Source organism: Pseudomonas sp. AG1028, from assembly GCF_007993955.1.
GTDB classification, from domain to species: Bacteria; Pseudomonadota; Gammaproteobacteria; order Pseudomonadales; family Pseudomonadaceae; genus Aquipseudomonas; species Aquipseudomonas straminea.
The window spans coordinates 44,195-62,175 of record NZ_VIVP01000008.1 but is presented as its reverse complement, the minus strand read 5'-3'; the positions used below and the strand labels follow the sequence as shown (position 1 = coordinate 62,175).

18 protein-coding genes and 1 other RNA gene are annotated in these 17,981 nt (G+C 58.5%); 13 read left to right on the top strand and 6 right to left on the bottom strand.

What is annotated here, in order from left to right; genetic code table 11:
* Positions 1-48: 48 nt before the first annotated feature.
* On the bottom strand, positions 49-1,461 hold the full coding sequence (locus FB481_RS14505; RefSeq protein ID WP_147176850.1) for a cytosine permease: 1,413 nt from the start codon (positions 1,459-1,461) through the stop codon (positions 49-51).
* A 541-nt stretch (positions 1,462-2,002) separates the two neighbouring features.
* Between FB481_RS14505 and FB481_RS14500 the strand changes: the two genes are divergently transcribed.
* Complete coding sequence (locus FB481_RS14500) at positions 2,003-3,622, top strand: methyl-accepting chemotaxis protein (RefSeq protein ID WP_093505244.1); 1,620 nt, start codon at positions 2,003-2,005, stop codon at positions 3,620-3,622.
* A gap of 363 nt (positions 3,623-3,985) precedes the next feature.
* Positions 3,986-5,047, top strand: coding sequence for an acyltransferase (locus FB481_RS14495; protein WP_147176849.1), 1,062 nt, complete (start codon positions 3,986-3,988; stop codon positions 5,045-5,047).
* A 75-nt stretch (positions 5,048-5,122) separates the two neighbouring features.
* Here FB481_RS14495 and FB481_RS14490 read toward each other — a convergent pair whose 3' ends face one another.
* Both FB481_RS14490 and FB481_RS14485 read right to left on the bottom strand, forming a co-directional pair.
* Complete coding sequence (locus FB481_RS14490; protein WP_178109886.1) at positions 5,123-5,641, bottom strand: hypothetical protein; 519 nt, start codon at positions 5,639-5,641, stop codon at positions 5,123-5,125.
* A gap of 201 nt (positions 5,642-5,842) precedes the next feature.
* Positions 5,843-6,793, bottom strand: a complete 951-nt coding sequence (locus FB481_RS14485) for a GlxA family transcriptional regulator (protein WP_147176847.1) — start codon at positions 6,791-6,793, stop codon at positions 5,843-5,845.
* A 109-nt stretch (positions 6,794-6,902) separates the two neighbouring features.
* Between FB481_RS14485 and FB481_RS14480 the strand changes: the two genes are divergently transcribed.
* From FB481_RS14480 to FB481_RS14465, 4 genes are all read left to right on the top strand, one after another.
* Positions 6,903-7,703 carry an SDR family oxidoreductase gene (locus FB481_RS14480; RefSeq protein WP_147176846.1) on the top strand — a complete coding sequence of 267 codons (801 nt, stop codon included), beginning with the start codon at positions 6,903-6,905 and terminating at the stop codon, positions 7,701-7,703.
* A gap of 26 nt (positions 7,704-7,729) precedes the next feature.
* Positions 7,730-8,494 (top strand): SDR family oxidoreductase, encoded by a 765-nt coding sequence (locus tag FB481_RS14475; RefSeq protein WP_147176845.1) that lies wholly within the window; start codon positions 7,730-7,732, stop codon positions 8,492-8,494.
* A 58-nt stretch (positions 8,495-8,552) separates the two neighbouring features.
* Complete coding sequence (locus FB481_RS14470; protein ID WP_147176844.1) at positions 8,553-9,743, top strand: MFS transporter; 1,191 nt, start codon at positions 8,553-8,555, stop codon at positions 9,741-9,743.
* Positions 9,744-10,152: 409 nt separating this feature from the next.
* Positions 10,153-11,967: an ATP-dependent endonuclease gene (locus FB481_RS14465; protein WP_147176843.1), complete on the top strand. Its 1,815-nt coding sequence runs from the start codon at positions 10,153-10,155 to the stop codon at positions 11,965-11,967.
* Positions 11,968-12,016: 49 nt separating this feature from the next.
* Here the strand turns inward: FB481_RS14465 and FB481_RS14460 are convergent, their stop codons facing one another.
* Both FB481_RS14460 and FB481_RS14455 read right to left on the bottom strand, forming a co-directional pair.
* Positions 12,017-12,421 (bottom strand): hypothetical protein, encoded by a 405-nt coding sequence (locus FB481_RS14460; protein ID WP_147176842.1) that lies wholly within the window; start codon positions 12,419-12,421, stop codon positions 12,017-12,019.
* A 193-nt stretch (positions 12,422-12,614) separates the two neighbouring features.
* Entirely contained in the window at positions 12,615-12,881 is a 267-nt protein-coding gene (locus tag FB481_RS14455; protein WP_147176841.1) for a DNA-binding protein, read from the bottom strand.
* A 192-nt stretch (positions 12,882-13,073) separates the two neighbouring features.
* Between FB481_RS14455 and FB481_RS14450 the strand changes: the two genes are divergently transcribed.
* The 7 genes from FB481_RS14450 (at position 13,074) to FB481_RS14415 (ending at position 17,428) form a co-directional block, all read left to right on the top strand.
* On the top strand, positions 13,074-13,238 hold the full coding sequence (locus FB481_RS14450; protein WP_172140312.1) for a DNA-binding protein: 165 nt from the start codon (positions 13,074-13,076) through the stop codon (positions 13,236-13,238).
* A complete protein-coding gene (locus FB481_RS14445) occupies positions 13,238-13,453 on the top strand; it encodes a hypothetical protein (protein ID WP_147176840.1) in 216 nt (71 codons plus the stop codon). Before FB481_RS14450 ends, FB481_RS14445 begins: the two co-directional genes overlap by 1 nt.
* Complete coding sequence (locus FB481_RS14440) at positions 13,446-13,832, top strand: hypothetical protein (RefSeq protein WP_147176839.1); 387 nt, start codon at positions 13,446-13,448, stop codon at positions 13,830-13,832. Before FB481_RS14445 ends, FB481_RS14440 begins: the two co-directional genes overlap by 8 nt.
* Before the next feature lie 533 nt (positions 13,833-14,365).
* Complete coding sequence (locus FB481_RS14430; RefSeq protein WP_147176838.1) at positions 14,366-15,640, top strand: hypothetical protein; 1,275 nt, start codon at positions 14,366-14,368, stop codon at positions 15,638-15,640.
* Positions 15,640-16,623, top strand: coding sequence for a tyrosine-type recombinase/integrase (locus FB481_RS14425; RefSeq protein WP_147176837.1), 984 nt, complete (start codon positions 15,640-15,642; stop codon positions 16,621-16,623). The genes FB481_RS14430 and FB481_RS14425 overlap by 1 nt, the downstream gene beginning before the upstream one ends.
* Before the next feature lie 188 nt (positions 16,624-16,811).
* Positions 16,812-17,063 (top strand): type II toxin-antitoxin system Phd/YefM family antitoxin, encoded by a 252-nt coding sequence (locus tag FB481_RS14420; protein WP_147176836.1) that lies wholly within the window; start codon positions 16,812-16,814, stop codon positions 17,061-17,063.
* 11 nt (positions 17,064-17,074) lie between these two features.
* Positions 17,075-17,428 carry a type II toxin-antitoxin system RelE/ParE family toxin gene (locus tag FB481_RS14415; protein ID WP_147176835.1) on the top strand — a complete coding sequence of 118 codons (354 nt, stop codon included), beginning with the start codon at positions 17,075-17,077 and terminating at the stop codon, positions 17,426-17,428.
* A 134-nt stretch (positions 17,429-17,562) separates the two neighbouring features.
* On the opposite strand, the gene ssrA is transcribed toward FB481_RS14415, so the two are convergent.
* Positions 17,563-17,954, bottom strand: a transfer-messenger RNA (tmRNA) gene (gene ssrA, locus FB481_RS14410).
* Positions 17,955-17,981: the final 27 nt, after the last annotated feature.

The following is a 17,981-nucleotide window of genomic DNA, read 5'->3' as shown; positions in this document are numbered from 1 at the left end:
GGCGGCCCGGCCGCCCTCAGAGGTAGGTTTGCAGAAACAAGGAAGTGGCTAGAGCTGATTCGGTGCAGCGCTCGGGCGCTCGTTGCCGGTCAGGGTCAGCAGGTAATAGAGGCCGCCACCCACCAGCAGGCCGGGGATGAAGGCCACGTCCGCACCGCCCAGTGCCTCGGCGACCGGGCCGACATAGAAGGGCAGCGAGAAGAACGGAATCATGCTGAGGAACGCCGCGGCGTAGGACAGGATGCCCTGCCAGGCCCAGCGCCCATAGATGCCCTGGGGATTGAAGATTTCGCTGATCGAATACTGGCCCTTGCGTACCGCATAGAAGTCGACCAGGTTCACCGCCGTCCACGGGATCAGGAAGTACAGCATCAGCAGCACGAAGCCGTTGAAGCTGGTCATGTACGCCTCGGGCAGCGACAGCGAGACGATGATCGACGCCACGCCCACCAGCGTCAGCCCGGCCACGCGCAGGCCGAGCGTTGGGCGCACCGGGCGAAAGCCGTCCACCGCGCTGAGGCCGGTGAGCATCGCACCGTAGCAGTTCACCCCGGTCACCGACAGCTGCGCGGCAGCGCCGACCAGCACCACGAACACGCCGAAACCTGCGAAGAAGTAGTTGCCGGTGGTTACCAGCGCGACGATGCCATCGGCGCCCGGCAGGTAGGTGGCCAGCACCGCGCCCAGCGACATCAGCCACACTGCCGAGCCGGCTGCGCCCAGGTATGTCCAGAAGATCAGCTTGCCGCTCGGCGCATCCTCGGGCAGGTAGCGCGAGTAGTCGGACACGTACACCGAATAGCTGATGTTGTAGCCGGCAGCGAGGGACAGCTGCACCAGAAACGCGGTGGTGTCCCAGTGCGGCGTGGCGGCTACCGTTACGGTCGAGGCCTGGGGCAGGGCGGTGACGGCCATCACCGTGACCACCGCGAAGGTGGCGATCAGCACATAGGTCAGCCAGCGCTGCACGAAGTGCAGCAGGTCATAACCCACCACCGCCAGGATGATCGACAGCACCACCAGCGCCGGGTACCAGAACGCCTTGGAGCCCGGCAGCACCAGCTGCAGCGCCTGGGTGACCAGAATCACCCCGAACACGATAAAGCCGATGTACACGAACACCGTCGCGGCGAACGGCACGATGGCGCCGCGGCTGCCGAACTGCGCGCGGGATTGGATCATCTGCGGCAAGCCCATCTTCGGGCCCTGGTTGGCGTGCAGCGCCATGAAAATGGTGCCGAAGCAGGCGCCGAGCGCCACCGCAAGGATGCTCCACAGCATGCCGAGTCCCATGCTCGGGCCCGTGAAGCCGACCATCATGGTCAGGAAGACGAAATTGCCGGTGAACCAGAACGGTCCCTGGTGCCAGATCTTTCCATGGCGTTCTTCACGCGGCACGTAATCGATCGAGCGGACTTCGAGCTTGGGCAGCTCACGTCCGGCATTGCTCGGCGTGTTCATAGGGCGCCTCTTGTTGTTATGCGCTTATCTGGAAGCCTTTGCACTGCGGGCTGAGCCCATGCCTGCGCAGGCGACCTCAGTATTGGGGGCGCTCTGGAAGGCTGTAAATTCCGGGTTTCTCAAGCTGACTTTCGCGAAAGTGAAAGCATTCGAGCGTGCACAGGCAGGCGTTTTTTGAGGGCGCGTGACGAGGACGAAGGTGAAAGCTAAATACGTTGCTTATGCGGATGGCATATCGGCCAAGATCACTGGATAGCTTGGGCGTCCAAATTTTGGCGACAAAATAAAGTTTCTTGCAGGTAAGTCGATATGAACGTGCAGAGCATGCTCTTGATGCACTGATTAAACCGCAGCCTGGCACTGAAAGATTGCCCTTGGAGAATCCTGCTTGACCGCTCTAGATAGCTACTTTCAGGTACGCCTCAGCCACGTTCTGCTGCTAACCTGTTAAGCCTTGTAACAAAGTTCCGCTGTTTAGCAGCGGCACGCCTTGCCGCCGCTCCTGCCTCGCTCCCCGACCTTCTTAAGGATGAGATCCGCCATGAACCTTCGATCCATGCCCATCGCCCGCCGGAGTCTGTTGTGTTTTGGCACCATTGCCATTCTGGTAGTGATGCTGGGACTGTTCAGCCTTTACCAGATGAGCAATATCCGCAGCGAGAGCGAAGTGATCGAGCAGAACTCGATTCCGGCTATCGTGTCGAGCAGCAAGCTGGCATTGGCGCTGGCACGCCTGCGCCTGGAGACCCTGCGTCTGGCCGCCGACCCCGCCAAGGTCGATGCCACCTACGTGAAGATCCAGGACATCGGCGTGCTGATCGAAGCCGAACTGGCGCGCTACAAAACCATGATCGTGTCGCCCGAGGAGCAGGAGCACTTCGGCAAACTGACCGACATCTTCCATGAGTACCTGCAGCATGACGCGACCCTGGTCACCCTGATCAAACAGGACCGCATGGATGATGTGCGCGACCTGCTAGCGAAACGGCTGAACGATCTGGGCATCGCCATGAATGCGTCCTCGGGCAAGTTGCAGAGCATCAACCTCGACGAGGCCAACCATCACACCGAAGTGGCAGTGGCGCTGTTCGCCAACTCGCAGAAAGTCACCGTGCTGGCCATCATTGTCGCCGTGGCGCTAACCCTGCTGCTGTCCTGGCGGATGACCCACAGCCTGACGGCGCCGTTGGGCAGTGCTGTTGCCGCCGCCCAGACCATCGCCTCGGGCGACCTCACCCGCCAGCTTGATCTCTCCGGCAAGGACGAAGCGGCCCAGCTGCTGCAGGCCATGCACTCCATGCAGACCACCCTGCGCAGCACCCTGGAGCACATTGGCAAGTCCGCCGAGCAACTGGCTGCCTCCACCGAAGAGATGAGTGCGGTGATGAGCGAGAGCGCCCAGGGTTTGCAGCAGCAGAACAACGAGATCGAGATGGCCGCCACCGCCGTGACCGAGATGAGCCACGCTGTGGAAGAAGTGGCGTCCAACGCCGTAACCACCTCGGCCGATTCCAAAGCCGCCGCCGAAACCGCGCGCTTCGGCCAGGTGCAGCTCACCGATACCCTGAGCGCCATCGGCTCTCTGACCGGCAACGTGCTGAGCGCCTCGGATCAGGCTCGTAATCTGGCCGAGCAGACCCAGAGCATCAGCAAGGTGCTGGACGTGATCCGCGCTGTGGCCGAGCAGACCAACCTGCTGGCCCTCAACGCTGCCATCGAGGCCGCGCGTGCTGGCGAGGCTGGGCGCGGTTTCGCCGTGGTAGCCGACGAAGTGCGCTCGCTGGCCCATCGCACCGGCGAGTCGACCCGAGAAATCGAACAAATGATCGGCGGCATCCAGCAGGGCACCAACCAGACCGTCTCGGCCCTGATGACCAGCGCCGACCAGGCCCGCCAGACACAGGAGCAGGCCAGCGCCGCCAATCAGGCCCTGAGCACCATCACCCAGGCGGTCAGCGGCATCGACGAACGCAACCTGGTAATCGCCAGCGCTGCCGAAGAACAGGCCCAGGTCGCCCGCGAAGTGGACCGCAACCTGGTGCGCATCCGCGACCTGTCGATCCAGACCTCCGCCGGCGCCGAACAAACCCAGACCGCCAGCCAGGAACTGTCGCGCCTGGCCGGCGACCTGAGTGGGCTGGTGCGTCGTTTCAAGGTTTGATGGCTGTTGTTTACTTTAGCTGGGGCGGCAAGCCCTGGTTGGCAGACGAATTGTCATGGGTGCGATAGGCGTCATGCTGATGGGGAAGTCTGCCACACCTCAAAAGGTGGCCGGTCTGATGCTCCTTATCGCCTCCCTGCGATCCGCCTCTAGATCCGAGTGCCGTATCGACTTTGGCACTCTCTCGACGCTTTCATCGGTACAGGTTGTTGTCTCAATCGGCCCATGCTTCAGGACTGCCCGCTTTTAGTGCCTCACCGCTGAACTAGTCGAAGCTCCATGCGCTCAGATGATCGATTCGTCGGCATCCGTTCCCATCTTCGGGGAAACGCTGTCTCGCTTAGCTAGTACAGAGGACTCAGCATGACCAAGACCACGCCCGAGAAGGATCTGCGAATAGAGACGATTCGCGGACTGGCGCTGTTTCTGATGGTAGCGGGCCATGTCATCGGCAGTTCGTCCGACCTGGGCATGAAAGTGCCGGACGACTCGGTGTTGCGCTACCTCTACGATTCCCTCGTTTATATTCGCATGCCGCTGTTCACCGCCATCTCGGGCTATGTCTACGCGCTGCGGCCGGTGAACGCCGACTGTGAGTTGTCGCGCTTCTACCAGGGCAAGTTTAAACGCGTCGGCATACCGCTACTGACGGTCTCGACGCTGTTCTTCGTCATGCAGATGATCGTGCCCAACACCAACGACAAGCCGCAGCTGGGCGATATTTTCAGCATCTACTTCTTCAGCTACGCGCACTTCTGGTTCCTGCAGGCGATCTTCTGCATCTTCGTGGTGATTTCGCTGCTGGAGAAGGCTGGCCTGCTGCTGACGTTACGCAACTATGGGCTGGTGTTCGCCGCGGCCCTGGCGGCGTCCTTCGCGTCGGAGAGCTTCCCGAACCTGTTCAGCCTCGACCGGGCGGTGGAGCTGTTGCCGTTCTTCCTGCTGGGCCTGGGGCTCTACCGTTTCAGCGCGCAACTGATCACCCGCAGCAGCGTCATCACCATGGCCGCGGCGCTGGTGATTCTGGTGGGTATCGACCAGGCCTATCTGTTCGCGCTGCTTGACCTCGACGATGCCAACCTGGCCTTGGTCGGAACGGCGCTGGGCCTGGCCGCCATCAGCCTGCTGATCGCCCGGCGCTTCTACTTCATGCCGCTGGCCTGGCTGGGTTATTTCTCCTTCGAGATTTACCTGTTCCACGTCTTCGGTACGGCGGGGGCGCGCATCGTACTGAATAAGCTGCAGGTGCAGGAGGACTTGCTGGTCTTCGTCGTCAGCATGGCGATGGGGCTGCTGCTGCCGGTGGCGTTCAAGCTGGTGCTGGAGCGCATCGGCCCGCTGCATTTTCTCAGCGTGGCCTTCTTCGGCGCCAAGACGCGGGTCAACCGCGCCACCGCGCCGCTACAGAAAAGGGCGACGGCCTGATGCGAACGGCTATAAAAAACCACGCCTGGCGTGGTTTTTTATTTTCGGGGGGCTGCAGCGTGGGGTTTCAGCAGACTAAAAGGCATCCAGTGCATTGCAGAGACCAGCCTTTTCAACAGGCTCGTTCTCGGCTTTGCCCTCGGAGTTCAAGTGTTGCAGGCCGACCACGCACATTCCGCTATCCAGCAGGATCAGCTCATAGTCCTGGCCCGCCTGCGGTGTGAAGCGAAAGGTCTGCTGGCAGCTGTAGGAATAGCCACCCGACACGTAGCCGCTGCTCTGGAAGTTCATGGCGAAAGGCTTGCCTGCTGGCACTTTCAGCTCGCTGCGCGCCAGCTTTTGGCCGCCCACCTCGCGACCACTTGGGGGCATGCCCAGGCTGCGGCCGTTGTTCTGGTCGGCAAAGCCAGATTGGGCTACGGCCATTATTCCCGCGCCGGGCATACGCCAGTCGATGCAATCGCGGCCTGGCACACCGCGCGCCATTCCGTTGGTGATCACGCGCAACCGCGCCGTATCACCTGAGGCTGGTTCCATATAGGCCTTGGAATAAGCACGCATATTGGCAATGTTGCCGCAGGCACTGATGGCCAAAGCCAGGCCCGCTATCAGAAAGACTCTCATGGAAATCCCTTTTCGAGTGTCGATGGTCAGAGGCGAGGGCGCTCGCTGTGGTCGGGGTCGCCCGTTTCGGTGACGAAAGGTGCCAATTGGTCAGCAAGCCGTCAACTCGGCTCAGTGGATAAACCGGCCCCAGCCAATGGCTGCAGCAAGAGGGCGCCTGAGCCAGGCCACTCAGGCCTTCACCCCGCGCACGTCGCGGCGTATCGCCTGGGGCGGCACGCCAAAGCCGCGGATGAACACTTCGCGCATATGGCGGCGGTCGCGAAAGCCGGTTTCCTTGGCGATCACGTCCAGGGAATGGCGGCTTTGCTCGATCATCACCCGCGCCGCTTCCAGGCGCAGGCGCTCGATGGCCTTGGCCGGCGACTGCCCGGTTTCTGCGGTGAACACCCGGGTGAACTGGCGCGGGCTGAGGTGCACGGCCTCGGCCAGTTCCTCGACGCTCAGCGCCTTGTGCAGGTTCTGCCGGGCGTAGTTCAGGGCGTTCTGAATGCGGTCGGACTTCGGCGCTAGGGTGAGCATCTGCGAGTGCTGCGACTGCCCGCCCGAGCGGCGCTGGTGCATGACCAGCTTGTGCGCCACCGAGCGCGCCACCTCGGGGCCGAGGTCCTTTTCCACCATGCCCAGGGCCAGATCCAGGCCGGCGGTCATCCCGGCGGAGGTCCACATGCTGCCGTCGATGATGAAGATGCGATCGTCTTCGACGCTGATCTGTGGGTACAGGCGTTGCAGCGCGGCGCCATAAGCCCAGTGGGTGGTCGCGCGGCGGCCATCGAGCAGGCCGGCCTGGGCCAGCACGAAGCCGCCGGTGCAGATGCCGGCGACGCGGCGAGCTTGTTGCCCGGCCTGGTGCACGAAGGCCAGGGCGGCCTCGCTCGGTGGCGTTTCCAGCGGCTTGTTGACCCCGGCGATCATCCAGGTGTCGGCCAGGCCGGGGTTGTTCAGCGCGCGGGTTTCGATGCCCAACCCCAGGGACGAGCGCACGATGCCGCCGGCGACGGAGAAGAATTCGATGGAGTAGAAGGGCGTCTCGGCGACGACGTTGGCGTATTCGAAGACGGTCTGGGTGGCCAGCGAAAGCACCTGGAAGTCGTCGGAGAGCAGGTAGCCGATTCTGTGCATGGTGAGTCTCGTATCAGTCATGTCCTAAAAAATTACTTTATACGTCATTTAGGTCTTTGCCCATCCTCGCCATCATGTGTATCAAGCCCACCGCACTTGGAGACACACCATGAACACCGTATCGAAAGGCTCCGCACTGGTCACTGGCGCATCCTCGGGTATTGGCGCCCTTTACGCTGAGCGTCTGGCCCAACGCGGCTACGACCTGATCCTGGTCGCCCGCAACCGTGACCGCCTCAATGACCTGGCCCGCCGCATCACTGATGACACCCAGCGCGTGGTCGAGGTGCTGCAGGCCGACCTGGGCGACGCCGCCAGCCTGGCCACTGTCGAGGCCAAAATCAAGCAGGACGCGAGCATCACCCTGCTGGTCAACAACGCCGGCATCGGCACCCACACGCCGCTGCTGGCCAGCGATGTCGGTCTGATGACGCGGATGATCGACCTCAACGTGACCGCGCTGATGCGCCTGAGCTACGCGGCCATCCCCGGCTTCGTCGAGCGTGGCAACGGCGCCATCATCAACATCTCGTCCATCGTCAGCATCACCCCGGAAGTGCTCAACGGCGTGTACGGCGGCAGCAAGGCGTTCGTCACCGCCTTCAGCCAGTCGCTGCATCACGAGCTGGCCGACAAGGGCGTGCGTATCCAGGCCGTGCTGCCAGGAGCGACCGCCACCGAGTTCTGGGACAACGGCGGCCTGCCGCTGGAACACCTCGACCCGGCCATCGTTATGCCGGCCAGCGCCTTGGTCGACGCCGCACTGACCGACTTTGATCGCGGCGAACTGATCTCCATTCCCTCGCTGCACGACGCCAGCCAGTGGGACGCCTACGAGGCGGCGCGCAAGGCCATGTTCAACCAGCTTTCCACCAGCCAGCCCGCGCCGCGCTACAGCGCCCAGCATTGATCAATCCTCAAGTCAGGAGCAGCACCATGAAACTCAGCGGCAATACCATCTTCATCACCGGCGGCACCTCGGGCATCGGTCGCGGTCTGGCCGAAGCCTTCCACCAACGTGGCAACAAGGTGATCATCGCCGGCCGCCGCCAGGCGCTGCTCGACGAGATCGCCCGCGCCAACCCCGGCATCGACACCGTGGTGCTGGACATCAACGACGCGCAGCAGATCAAGGAAGTGGCGCGGCAGGTGATCGCACGCCATCCGGATCTCAACGTGGTGATCAACAACGCCGGCATCATGCCGTTCGACGATGCCGCCTCGGGCGACCTCGACGATGAGCAGGCGGTCGGCCTAGTGACCACCAACCTGCTGGGCCCGGTGCGAGTCAGCGCGGCCTTCGTCGAGCACCTCAAGCGTCAGCCGGATGCCACCATCATCAATAACAGCTCGGTGCTGGCGTTCATCCCGATTGCGGTCACCGCGCTGTACTCGGCAACCAAGGCGGCCATCCATTCCTACAGCCTGTCGCAGCGCTTCATGCTGCGCGATACCAGCGTCAAGGTACTGGAGATCGCGCCGCCATGGGTCGACACCGACCTGATCCACAAGAGCGGCGACGCGCGCGCCATGCCGCTGGATGCCTTCATCGCCGAGACCCTGGCCAAGCTGGAGACGGCGACCACCGAGGTGATCGTCGACGGCATCACGGCACTGCGCGCCAACGTCGGGCCGAACGAGCACGCACTGGTTGACCAGTTCAACCAGTCGATCATCGACAACCCCATCCCTGTTGCCTGAGCCTGGCGCCTGACCTCACTGCGAGGTCGGGCGTTCTCGTATATCTCTGGAGAGCCTCATGCACAGCCCTATTACTGCACCGGATCGCCTTGCCCTGCGCCTGCTCAGCCTGGCCTATTTCGTCCAGGCGGTCGGCGCGCTTTCGGTGGTTGGCAGCCTGGAGGCGATCTCCGCCGCCTGGGCCTTGAGCAGCGCCCAGAGCGCGCTGTTGATCACCGTGTTCGGCATCACCTTCGCGCTCGCCGCTCCGCTGCTGCAGATGACCCTGGGCTATCTGCGCCGGCGTGCCCAGGTGCTGCTGGGGCTGTCAATATTCAGCGCCGCGGCGCTGCTGTTCGCCGCGGCGCCGGATTACCAGACGCTGCTGGCGTCGCGTGTGCTGATGGGATTGGGCGCGGGCTTCATCGGCCCGGTGCTTGGCGCCCTGGGATCCAACCTGGTGACGCGCGAGCAGCAGGGCAGCGCCATCGCCATCGTGCTGCTCGGGCTGAGTATCGCGGGTCTGGCCGGCATGCCGATCAGCGCCTGGATCGCCCATGAGTTCGGGGCGCGCAGCCTATTCTTCGGCATTGGCGCCAGTGGTCTGCTCATCGCGGCGCTGATCTTCATCTGGGTACCGGACCGCGTTGCCGGGCAGCGCGCCGCCCCCGCCGATGTGCTGGCGCTGCTGACCAGCGCCACCTCGCTGAGCGCCTTTCTGGTGGTGTTCTTCGTCACCACCGGCGTGTTCACCACCTACGCCTTTCTGGCGCCAATCATCGGCAACGATTTCCACGGCAGCGCCGGCAATATCACCCTGGCGCTGACCGTGCTGGGTGTAGCGGGCGTGCTCGGTAACCTGCTGGTCACGCGCCTGGCGCTGCGGGTCAGTGCCGAGCGTTTGCTTGTGATCGGGATCGGCCTGCTGGCGCTGGATCTGCTGGGCCTGGCGGTGATGCCGCGGCAGCTCGGCGGCCTGTTGCTGGCTCTGGTGATCTGGGCGCTGGCCACCGATATCGTCTGGCCGTCGCAACAACGTCGCATCGTCGAGCTGATGCCCGAGCAACGTGGCATCGCCCTGGCCCTGACCGCGTCGTTCATGTTCGCCGGTATCGGCACCGGCTCAGCGGTCGCCGGCTGGCTCTATCCCGTTGTCGGCTACACGGGCCTGCTGCTGGCTTCGCTGCTGTTTCTGCTGCTGGCTTTCGTCAGCCTGCGGGTTTCGGGGTGGCGGGCGCGCGTACTCGTATTCGCGCCAGGGCTGAGGTGATGGGGCCGGATAACGGGTTGGTGTCGGGGACTGATAGGTTCTTTGAGATACCGGTAGCCTTTGCCAGGCATTGGCATAACATCTCTGATGTCTGAGTTTTCGACACCCAAAAAAAACCTGACTTTCGCTAGGAAAATCAGGGGTTTGTTTGGTGGAGCCGGGGGGATTTGAATCCGTTATAGCTAATGCCCGTTACACCCCTTTACACGTCTATGTAGCGTTTCACTAGGTGCCCTCGTTTTCCTTGGTGCCCATTGAAGCCCTTATCTGCCTAGTTTTTTCGACAGTTTTACGACACCAAACACCCTGCTGATCTATCCCTGACTACATCCAAAGAGCTATTGCCCGAAAAGGGGAATTCTGAGATAAGCGGTGATGGCGCTTTGCCACGCAGACATAGGATGTTGGTATGAAAATTAGGAAGCTAACTATCTCAAATTTTCGCGGTATTGGTTTTGCCGAAATTGATATCGAGGACTTCACCAGCTTTATTGGCCCCAATAATATTGGTAAATCTACAATTCTTCATGCTCTTAATATTCTCCTAGACAATAAGAAGCCTACTCTGGATGACTGGCCCAACAAAGAGCCATCTGCAGAAACCATGGAGATTATTTGCGAATTTAGAGATTTGGAAGATTGGGAGAAAGTGAAGCCTGCAATTTCCGGCTTGCTTCATGAGGAAAGTTTGATTGTTCGGTTAACAGCCACTTGGCCAACCGAATTAGATCCGATTTCTTCTGAGTATAGTGTTTATTGTACCTCCATCGAGATGCCATGGGCTAATTATAGTGAGGCTAAAAAGCACGACCAAGGCAAGGTTTGTCTTGAAGAGCTTGGAATATCTAAGGCCGACGAATACAAGGCTCAGGTTCTTGAAGTAAGTAAGCTGTTCATTGATAAGTTTCCTGATCATGTTGTTAGCAATGTTGGGTGGCATGTTAAGAAATTCCCCAACTCTTTACAGCAAGCTGTTCCTCATGTCATGTATGTGCCAGCGTGTTTCAAAATTGAAGATGAAATGAAATCAACGGCTAACACTCCGTTCTCTTTTCTTTTCTCGAATAAAATTTTCCCAATTGTGAAGAGTGATGCCACCTATCAAGAATATATTGCTAAGGCGACATTTTTGCAGAGCAAATTGAAAGGCCAGGCTGAGGACGGTTCTATAATCGATGGGCTGGGTCAGGCCTTGGAGAAAGTTACTGCTACTCTTAATCAGGTCTTGGATTTTGACTCTCAAGTTAGGCTTGCGATAGGTGATATCGATATTGAGCCTCTGTTCATGAAGGCTGCAACTTTCTTAATTGATGATGGCTTTGAATCAAGCCTGCAGTATCAAGGCAGCGGTGTGCAGCGCGCGTTGGCATTCGCTATGTTAGAAAGCAATGCTGGCCATGCATCCGTCGTCGAAGGCGGGGAGCGTACGGTTGTCGTTCTATATGAAGAGCCTGAACTTTATATCCATCCGCACCTTATGCGCCGCTTAAAGCAGGCTCTAGTTAGCAAAACTGATTCACCTAAGTGGCAGGTGATTTGCTCAACTCACTCACCATTCCTCATATCCCTTGCAGATAAGCCGGAGTCACTCAAACTTGTTCGCAAGGACGAAAATAACCAGAGAATTATTCATCAGTTGTCCTCTAATATATTTGAGGTGGGGGGCGAATATGATGAACGTTCGCTTCTTAGAGCGACACTTGATTTTCATCCTACTGTCTGTGAAAGTTTGTTCGCTAAAAGAGTCGTTTTGGTTGAGGGTGACACTGAGGTTGCCGTATTCTCAATGGCTGATGAGTTGCTAACTAAGTTTGATCTTAATAATAATTTGGTAAAGGATACGACTATAATCTCTGCTGGGGGGAAGTGGACTATTCCTGCGATCGGCAAAGTATTAAATACCTTAGGTATATCTTATAAGGTGATTCATGACGAGGATCGTCACGGTCTAACTGATGCCGAGCTTGAGGAAAAAGCGGCTATTCACCCTTACAAAGCCAACGCGAAAATCGCCAGCGTCGCTAATGCTGCTAATACTCATGTAATCTCAGACACATTTGAGCACGTGCTCTGGGATGCCTCTGCAGATGAGATTGCCAGCTCTAAAGATAAACCTTATAACTCATGGCGTAGAATTAGAGCGTTTCTTGATGGCGAGCAGGATCTAACCCCTGGAAGTCAGCAGAAAATAAAATCTATTTTAGAATTTGCTTTCTGTAATTGAGAGTTTTGGCTGGACCGGATATGAATCCGTCCAGCTAACCTTGCTTGTCTTATCTTGAGTTTAAGTCAACACGCATTTTGCAGTTGCGCCTTTCAATACTGCCCTCTTTATAGGGGCAGTAATCTCTAAGTCGCGTTTCTTTCCCGACGATCACGATGTCTTGCTGTTTTTTTGTCTTCTGCTCAGTGCTTGGCTGTGCAGAAACTCTTGTTGCAGGCACTGAGTTGACCGAATGTGCGGGAATATACGTCGCGCTGCTGTATTCGGTTTGTTTGGTGAGAACCTGTTTTTGCTGCTGGCGTATCAACTCATGGTCGGCCGCATTGCTGCGTCGGGCCACGTCTTCAACGATCTTGTCCCAGTCTTTCTCGGCGGGCGCCGATCTGGTGATTTCTGCAACGGGGGCTCGCTTTGGCTTAGCGTTGTTCGCTAGCCGATCAACCTTGCCCTGCATATAAAGCGAGCTCAGCGTCTACAGCAGCCCAACTGTAACTGCGCTTCCCATGAACGAAGCAACGACCCAAGTGGCTCTGTTGCTCCTGCGGGCGCTCTGTCTTGTGTAAGAGGGTGCATCCTCCCTGTCAGCTTTCATTCCTTCATCCTTGTCGTTCGGGCGTACCAGCGCCTAGCTACTTCTTGAGTGATCGCTATCCCGCGTTTTGACCGGTCAAGGTTCGGTTTGCCTCGTCGTACTCGGGGCTTGTCTGGCCACTCTCGGGCGCGATCTGGCCGCTAACCAGCCAAAGGGCGTATTCAGGGGCGATATCTACGATGACCTTGATATCGTCCTCGTTGACCCTGCGGCCACCTTTCCTGAGCGCATACCACTTCTCGCGATCAATCCCGCTGAGCTCCTCGAGCCGCTTCGCCGTGAGCTTCTTATGCTCAAGGATAGCGATTATGCGTTCTCTCATATTCTGATTTCGTCTAATTAACCGGCAAATATTGCTAGGCATAGTTTTACGCATGCCTATAATCGTCAATATGAAACCGGTAAATATTGCCGGTTCATTTTTCCCAACATAGACCTCCATAGTGCAACAAAGGGCAAGATTGTGGAAGGAACCGACCTGACTTTAAGCCGCGTGATTGGAGCCCCGCCCGTGATGCCATGGCGCGAGTTCGCTAACTGGATCCGCATGGAGAACGAACACGACACCGTGCGAGGCTGGATTCGCAACGGCTACCTGCCGTCCAAGAAGATCGGCAAATACGTGCTTGTGAACGTTGCACTGCTGACCAAGCAGCTCATGGAAGAGGAGTGGGAATGATGACCAAGAAAGACGACAGCCTCGACCTCTGCAGCATTAAGACCTTCGCTGAAATGAGCGGTGTGTCGGTTGAGGAAGCCTGCGAGTGGGTCAGCAACGGCACCGTGCCCAGCATGCGACTTGCCGACTTCCGCATGGTCAACCTTGCCCGTCTGCGTGCGGATCTGACCAAGGGCAAAACGGAGTTCAACGCGGGGGACTACAGCCATGCCTAAGCAGTCGCTGGCCCTGGATGCCGAAACGGCCATGACCTTTCTCGGCAATACCGTTCTGGTCGAACTGGCCTGGGACGATGAACCCGGTACCTACTGGCACTGCCTGCATGTGATCGGTGTGGTGCTGCCTGTCGAAGGCATCTGCGATCAGGGCTATTTCATTACTGTGCCTCTGAGCGGCATGCAGCACACCCTGGAAATCTACTTCCAGGATGTGGTCACCATTCGGGCGATACGGCACCGCGACCGGCAGGGTTCCGGCAACGTACTGGGCCGTATGACCCGACCTATTCAAGAGGGGTCAAGGGCCGCGCTCCCGGCTCGTCGGAACAGCTCCACCGTTCCGTCGAACGGAAGCACGGGCGCAGCGCACCCTTGAGGCCCTGCATTCATGATCAGCCTGACAACGGGAGAGTGGGGTAGCTTCACCACCCCGCGCTCCCGAGCCCTCGGCGGCAAGAGCGGGATGACAAGGGCAGCGCCCTTGGTGTCAATCATCCCCCCGGCCCGCACCAGAACCCACGTCTTCTCCCTTCCCGAAGGCCCCGCCGCGCTTCTCTTGCCGCTGCTCCTGCTGGTGGTATGGGTAAGCCATCTGCCGCCCCAGTGGCGCACCACATCGTCTCTGTACACCCAGGAACAGCGCTGCCCGATGAAGCGGGAGGGTGGCGCGCTCGTTCGCCTTGCGACCAACGAACCTTGTCAGCAGCCCCATGGGAACTGGCTGATGGCAGTGGGTAGTTATGAGGGCTTCTGAGGTTGGAGCGGCGCACGTCAAGCCGAGCGCGGCGGTGTGGTTGCGTGCGAGGCACGACCGCGCGGGTGCGCCGCCGCGCAGGCGCTGACGTCCCTGTAACACGTCAGAAAAACAACTAACGAAGTGGCCATTGTTGGTCAATAACGGAGAAAACCATGAGCAAAGACCAAAGGCGACTGGATCGACTGACCGGCCTCGAAAGCGAGGATGGCCGGCTGTTCTTTGATCCTGCTTCGGCGGCACTCACCGACCTGTCGGCTGTACGCCTGCTGCGTTGTGGCGTGGATACGGTGCGGCAGCTTTTCCGCGGCCTGATCCGCCCTGAAATCATGGCCTTCTTCGAAAAACCGGGCATGGTGGAGTTCGCCGGGCACACTTGGCACGCGGGGCGCGTCGCGAAGGACTCCGGTTACCAGTACAAGCTGCAGAACGCTGACCTGGGCATCATCCTGCTGGTGAAGAACTTCAATGCGAAGATCGACACCATCGGCGCTCACCTGAAAATTGAAGTCTCGCCTCATGCCATCGATGCTCTGTCGCCCCAACGCCTGCAGGAACGCCTGGACTACTACGCCCAGCAGGTGTTGACTCACTGCGAAACCAATCAATGCGCTGTCCACCTCGCGCTGGATCTGCAGAACTGGAAACCTCCGGTAGATCTGGTGGCCCGCATGCACTGCCGTGCACGTATGCAGCGCGATATCTCGGGCATCAACACTGTTAACTGGGCGACCAAATCCAGCACCTATGGGCGCGGTGAGACGTTCATGTTCGGCTCCGCCACCGGCGTGCAACTCTGCATTTACAACAAAACCGAGCAGGCCCGCGCTACTGACAAGCTCGACTATTGGGAAAGCGTCTGGAAGCGCCGCGACAGCTTCGACGCTGCTGATCCTGACAACTACGACCCGAACGCGGACGTGTGGCGCATAGAGCTTCGTTATCATCATTCCGTGGTGCAGCAGTTCGCCAGTGGCTCGGTTGATATCAAGACCGGCGAATTCATTGATACGCGCTCATTCGCTGCCTTTGCTGGGCATTTGGACGGCCTGTGGCGCTATGGCCTACGCCAATTCAGGCTGCTTTGCCGCCCTGGGTATTTCGAGCCCATCTGGACGCTGATCCGTGAAGACGTGCGCGTCGATCTGCCGGTGGATTCTCTGCTCGATGACACCGAATACAAGCGGTATTACAAGACCTCGCGCGGCTTCTCCGGCAAGAACGTGGAGCTGTTCCTGGGAAACTTCGTCAGCCTACTGGCAAGGGAGCAGGTGGGCGCAAAAAAGGCGTTTAAGACCCTCCAGCAATGGGACTGCTGGCCGGTTATCCGCGATCACTACGCCGCCAAGGACATGACCCAGGATGATCTGTATCGGCATATTCGGGATCTGCTCACTGAGCGGCATGTGCGGTGGGGTAGGGCGGTCTAGTGTCGATCCTGCAATTGCCTGACGGTCGCTGGAAAGTCGATGTTGAGCCCATCAAGGGCAAGCGATTCCGAAAGACGTTCAAGACCAAGGGCGAAGCTCAGCGCTTTGAAGCGTCGTGCCGCGCCAAGCTGGTCGACAACAAGGATTGGTCACCCAAGCCCAAGGATAAACGTCGGCTCTCTGAGCTTATGCAGCTCTGGTATGACCTGCACGGCCATTCGCTGCGGTATGCAGCCGGGCGACTTAGAAAGCTGCTTTATCTGGCCAATCGCCTGCGCGATCCCGTTGCGATACGTCTCGACCCGCACGCGTATGCCAATGACCGACGTTTGAGAATGGAAGCTGGCACCTCACCCAAGACGCTGAATAACGAGCTGGGTTACCTGCGCGCCGTATACAACGAGCTTCGCGGCCTGGGCGTCATCGACTACCCGAACCCGCTTGAGCTGGTGAAGCCACTACGTGTCCAGGAACGTGAACTGTCCTGGCTGACCAATGAGCAGATAGCCGAGCTGCTTGAGGCGATCCGGACGGGCTGCGATAACCCGCACGTCGAAATCATCGTGCTGATCTGCTTGGCCACTGGTGCCCGATGGTCTGAGGCTGAAAAGCTCAAGCCGCATTCTGTACGAAATCGGGTGATCACCTTCAGCGGCACCAAAAGCGGCAAGGTACGATCAGTGCCGATCTCTGCTGAGCTTGAAGCCAGGATCATTCGTCACTGGCGTGAGCATGGTCAGCCCAACTCGGCCATTACCGCGTTCCGCCGCGCCTTGGGCCGCACGACCATCAAGCTACCGAAGGGGCAGGCTGCACACGCACTGCGCCACACCTTCGCTAGCCACTTCATCCAGAACGGCGGAAACATCGTCACGCTGCAGCGCATCCTGGGCCATTCGAGTTTGGCGATGACCATGCGGTATGCGCATCTGGCGCCTGATCACCTGCAGGATGCTATTCGATTTGGGCCTTTGTCCATCTAGTGCACGTGACTGGCTTGAATTTGGTCTTAATTTGGTCTACTATGCGAATACCTGGCAGTTTTCAAATGTCAGGTGAACGGAGCCAAGCAATGTTGATGCTTAACATCTATCTGGCTCTCGATCCGAACACTGCCCGAAAGGGGGCTTTTTAAGCATAAGTGTTCGCACAGCACTGGAGGTACCGACTCATGCGAGTCGAAACGATTAGCTACTTAAAAAAACATGCGGCGGCTCTGGATTTGGATGAGCCAATGGTTGTGACACAGAACGGGATTCCTGCTTACGTGATCGAGTCTTATGAAGATCGAGTGCGTCGAGATGAAGCTGTTGCTCTCATTAAGCTCCTTGCGATTGGTTCGCGAGAGCTAGCAAGAGGAAATCATATTTCTGAAGATGAACTGTTGGATGGTCTTTCCCAGAGGTGCCGCTCTGCCAAATAACAGAGGGCCTTATGACCAAGAAATACGATCTCCGCTTCACCCCCCCCGCTAAGCAAAGTCTTGAAGATTTGACGGATTCATTCCTCGTCTACTTCAAAATGGATGGCGATGCCGCTCATGCAAAGGTGGCAGGTCTCGTGAGGACCATTCGCCAAAAGCTATCTCAGAACCCCTATTTGTACCGTGCTTGTGATGAAGCCGTAGAGCTTGGCTTGGACAAGTATCGTCAGCTCCTGTTTGACGGTTACCGGGTTCTTTATGAGGTTCAGGAGGGTCAGTTTCCTCTTGTGGCCATTCACCTGGTAATCAAGCAGCGTCAGAGCTTGAAAGACCAACTGATTCGCTACTGCCTCATATACGGATGACTCGACATCACGCCTGAGGCTCAGTCTAGGTTGGTCGTGCGTAGCCTTTTTCGACAAAGCTTCGACACCTAGGCGCATAAACCAAAAAACCCCTGAAATTCTCTATGAAAATCAGGGGTTTATTGGTTTCGATTTGGTGGAGCCGGGGGGATTTGAACCCCCGTCCGCCAGTTCTCCACTGTCGGTACTACATGCTTAGCCGTGTCTATTGAGTTAACCCTCAGCCGCCCGACGGGCAGGGTGCATTGGGCGAGTTGTGTAAGTTTTAGCCACTTCGTCCACAACGTACTACGCGGCGATCCTGTTCTGCATGACAATCACTTCGGGTTTACAGGCATCCCCTAGTGATCGCTGGAGCCGAAGCTACCAGAAGGACTAGTCGCGCCGCTTACGCAGCGAGAGCGTAGCCCTCGTAGTTTTCGTCATTGGCAACTATAGAAAGTTGCAACAGTGGATTTACGACTTCTGTTACCAAGTCGGCATGCACCTCGAGCTTCGCCACCGGCGTCGAATCCTAATCGGCCCCGAAACTTGCGAGACGCGCAGTGTACGC

Coding starts and splice junctions, on each gene's coding strand:
- FB481_RS14505 (WP_147176850.1), bottom strand. CDS start 1,461: ATGAACACGCCGAGCAATGCCGGACGTGAGCTGCCCAAGCTCGAAGTC.
- FB481_RS14500 (WP_093505244.1), top strand. CDS start 2,003: ATGAACCTTCGATCCATGCCCATCGCCCGCCGGAGTCTGTTGTGTTTT.
- FB481_RS14495 (WP_147176849.1), top strand. CDS start 3,986: ATGACCAAGACCACGCCCGAGAAGGATCTGCGAATAGAGACGATTCGC.
- FB481_RS14485 (WP_147176847.1), bottom strand. CDS start 6,793: ATGCACAGAATCGGCTACCTGCTCTCCGACGACTTCCAGGTGCTTTCG.
- FB481_RS14480 (WP_147176846.1), top strand. CDS start 6,903: ATGAACACCGTATCGAAAGGCTCCGCACTGGTCACTGGCGCATCCTCG.
- FB481_RS14475 (WP_147176845.1), top strand. CDS start 7,730: ATGAAACTCAGCGGCAATACCATCTTCATCACCGGCGGCACCTCGGGC.
- FB481_RS14470 (WP_147176844.1), top strand. CDS start 8,553: ATGCACAGCCCTATTACTGCACCGGATCGCCTTGCCCTGCGCCTGCTC.
- FB481_RS14465 (WP_147176843.1), top strand. CDS start 10,153: ATGAAAATTAGGAAGCTAACTATCTCAAATTTTCGCGGTATTGGTTTT.
- FB481_RS14460 (WP_147176842.1), bottom strand. CDS start 12,421: ATGCAGGGCAAGGTTGATCGGCTAGCGAACAACGCTAAGCCAAAGCGA.
- FB481_RS14455 (WP_147176841.1), bottom strand. CDS start 12,881: ATGAGAGAACGCATAATCGCTATCCTTGAGCATAAGAAGCTCACGGCG.
- FB481_RS14450 (WP_172140312.1), top strand. CDS start 13,074: ATGCCATGGCGCGAGTTCGCTAACTGGATCCGCATGGAGAACGAACAC.
- FB481_RS14445 (WP_147176840.1), top strand. CDS start 13,238: ATGACCAAGAAAGACGACAGCCTCGACCTCTGCAGCATTAAGACCTTC.
- FB481_RS14440 (WP_147176839.1), top strand. CDS start 13,446: ATGCCTAAGCAGTCGCTGGCCCTGGATGCCGAAACGGCCATGACCTTT.
- FB481_RS14430 (WP_147176838.1), top strand. CDS start 14,366: ATGAGCAAAGACCAAAGGCGACTGGATCGACTGACCGGCCTCGAAAGC.
- FB481_RS14420 (WP_147176836.1), top strand. CDS start 16,812: ATGCGAGTCGAAACGATTAGCTACTTAAAAAAACATGCGGCGGCTCTG.
- FB481_RS14415 (WP_147176835.1), top strand. CDS start 17,075: ATGACCAAGAAATACGATCTCCGCTTCACCCCCCCCGCTAAGCAAAGT.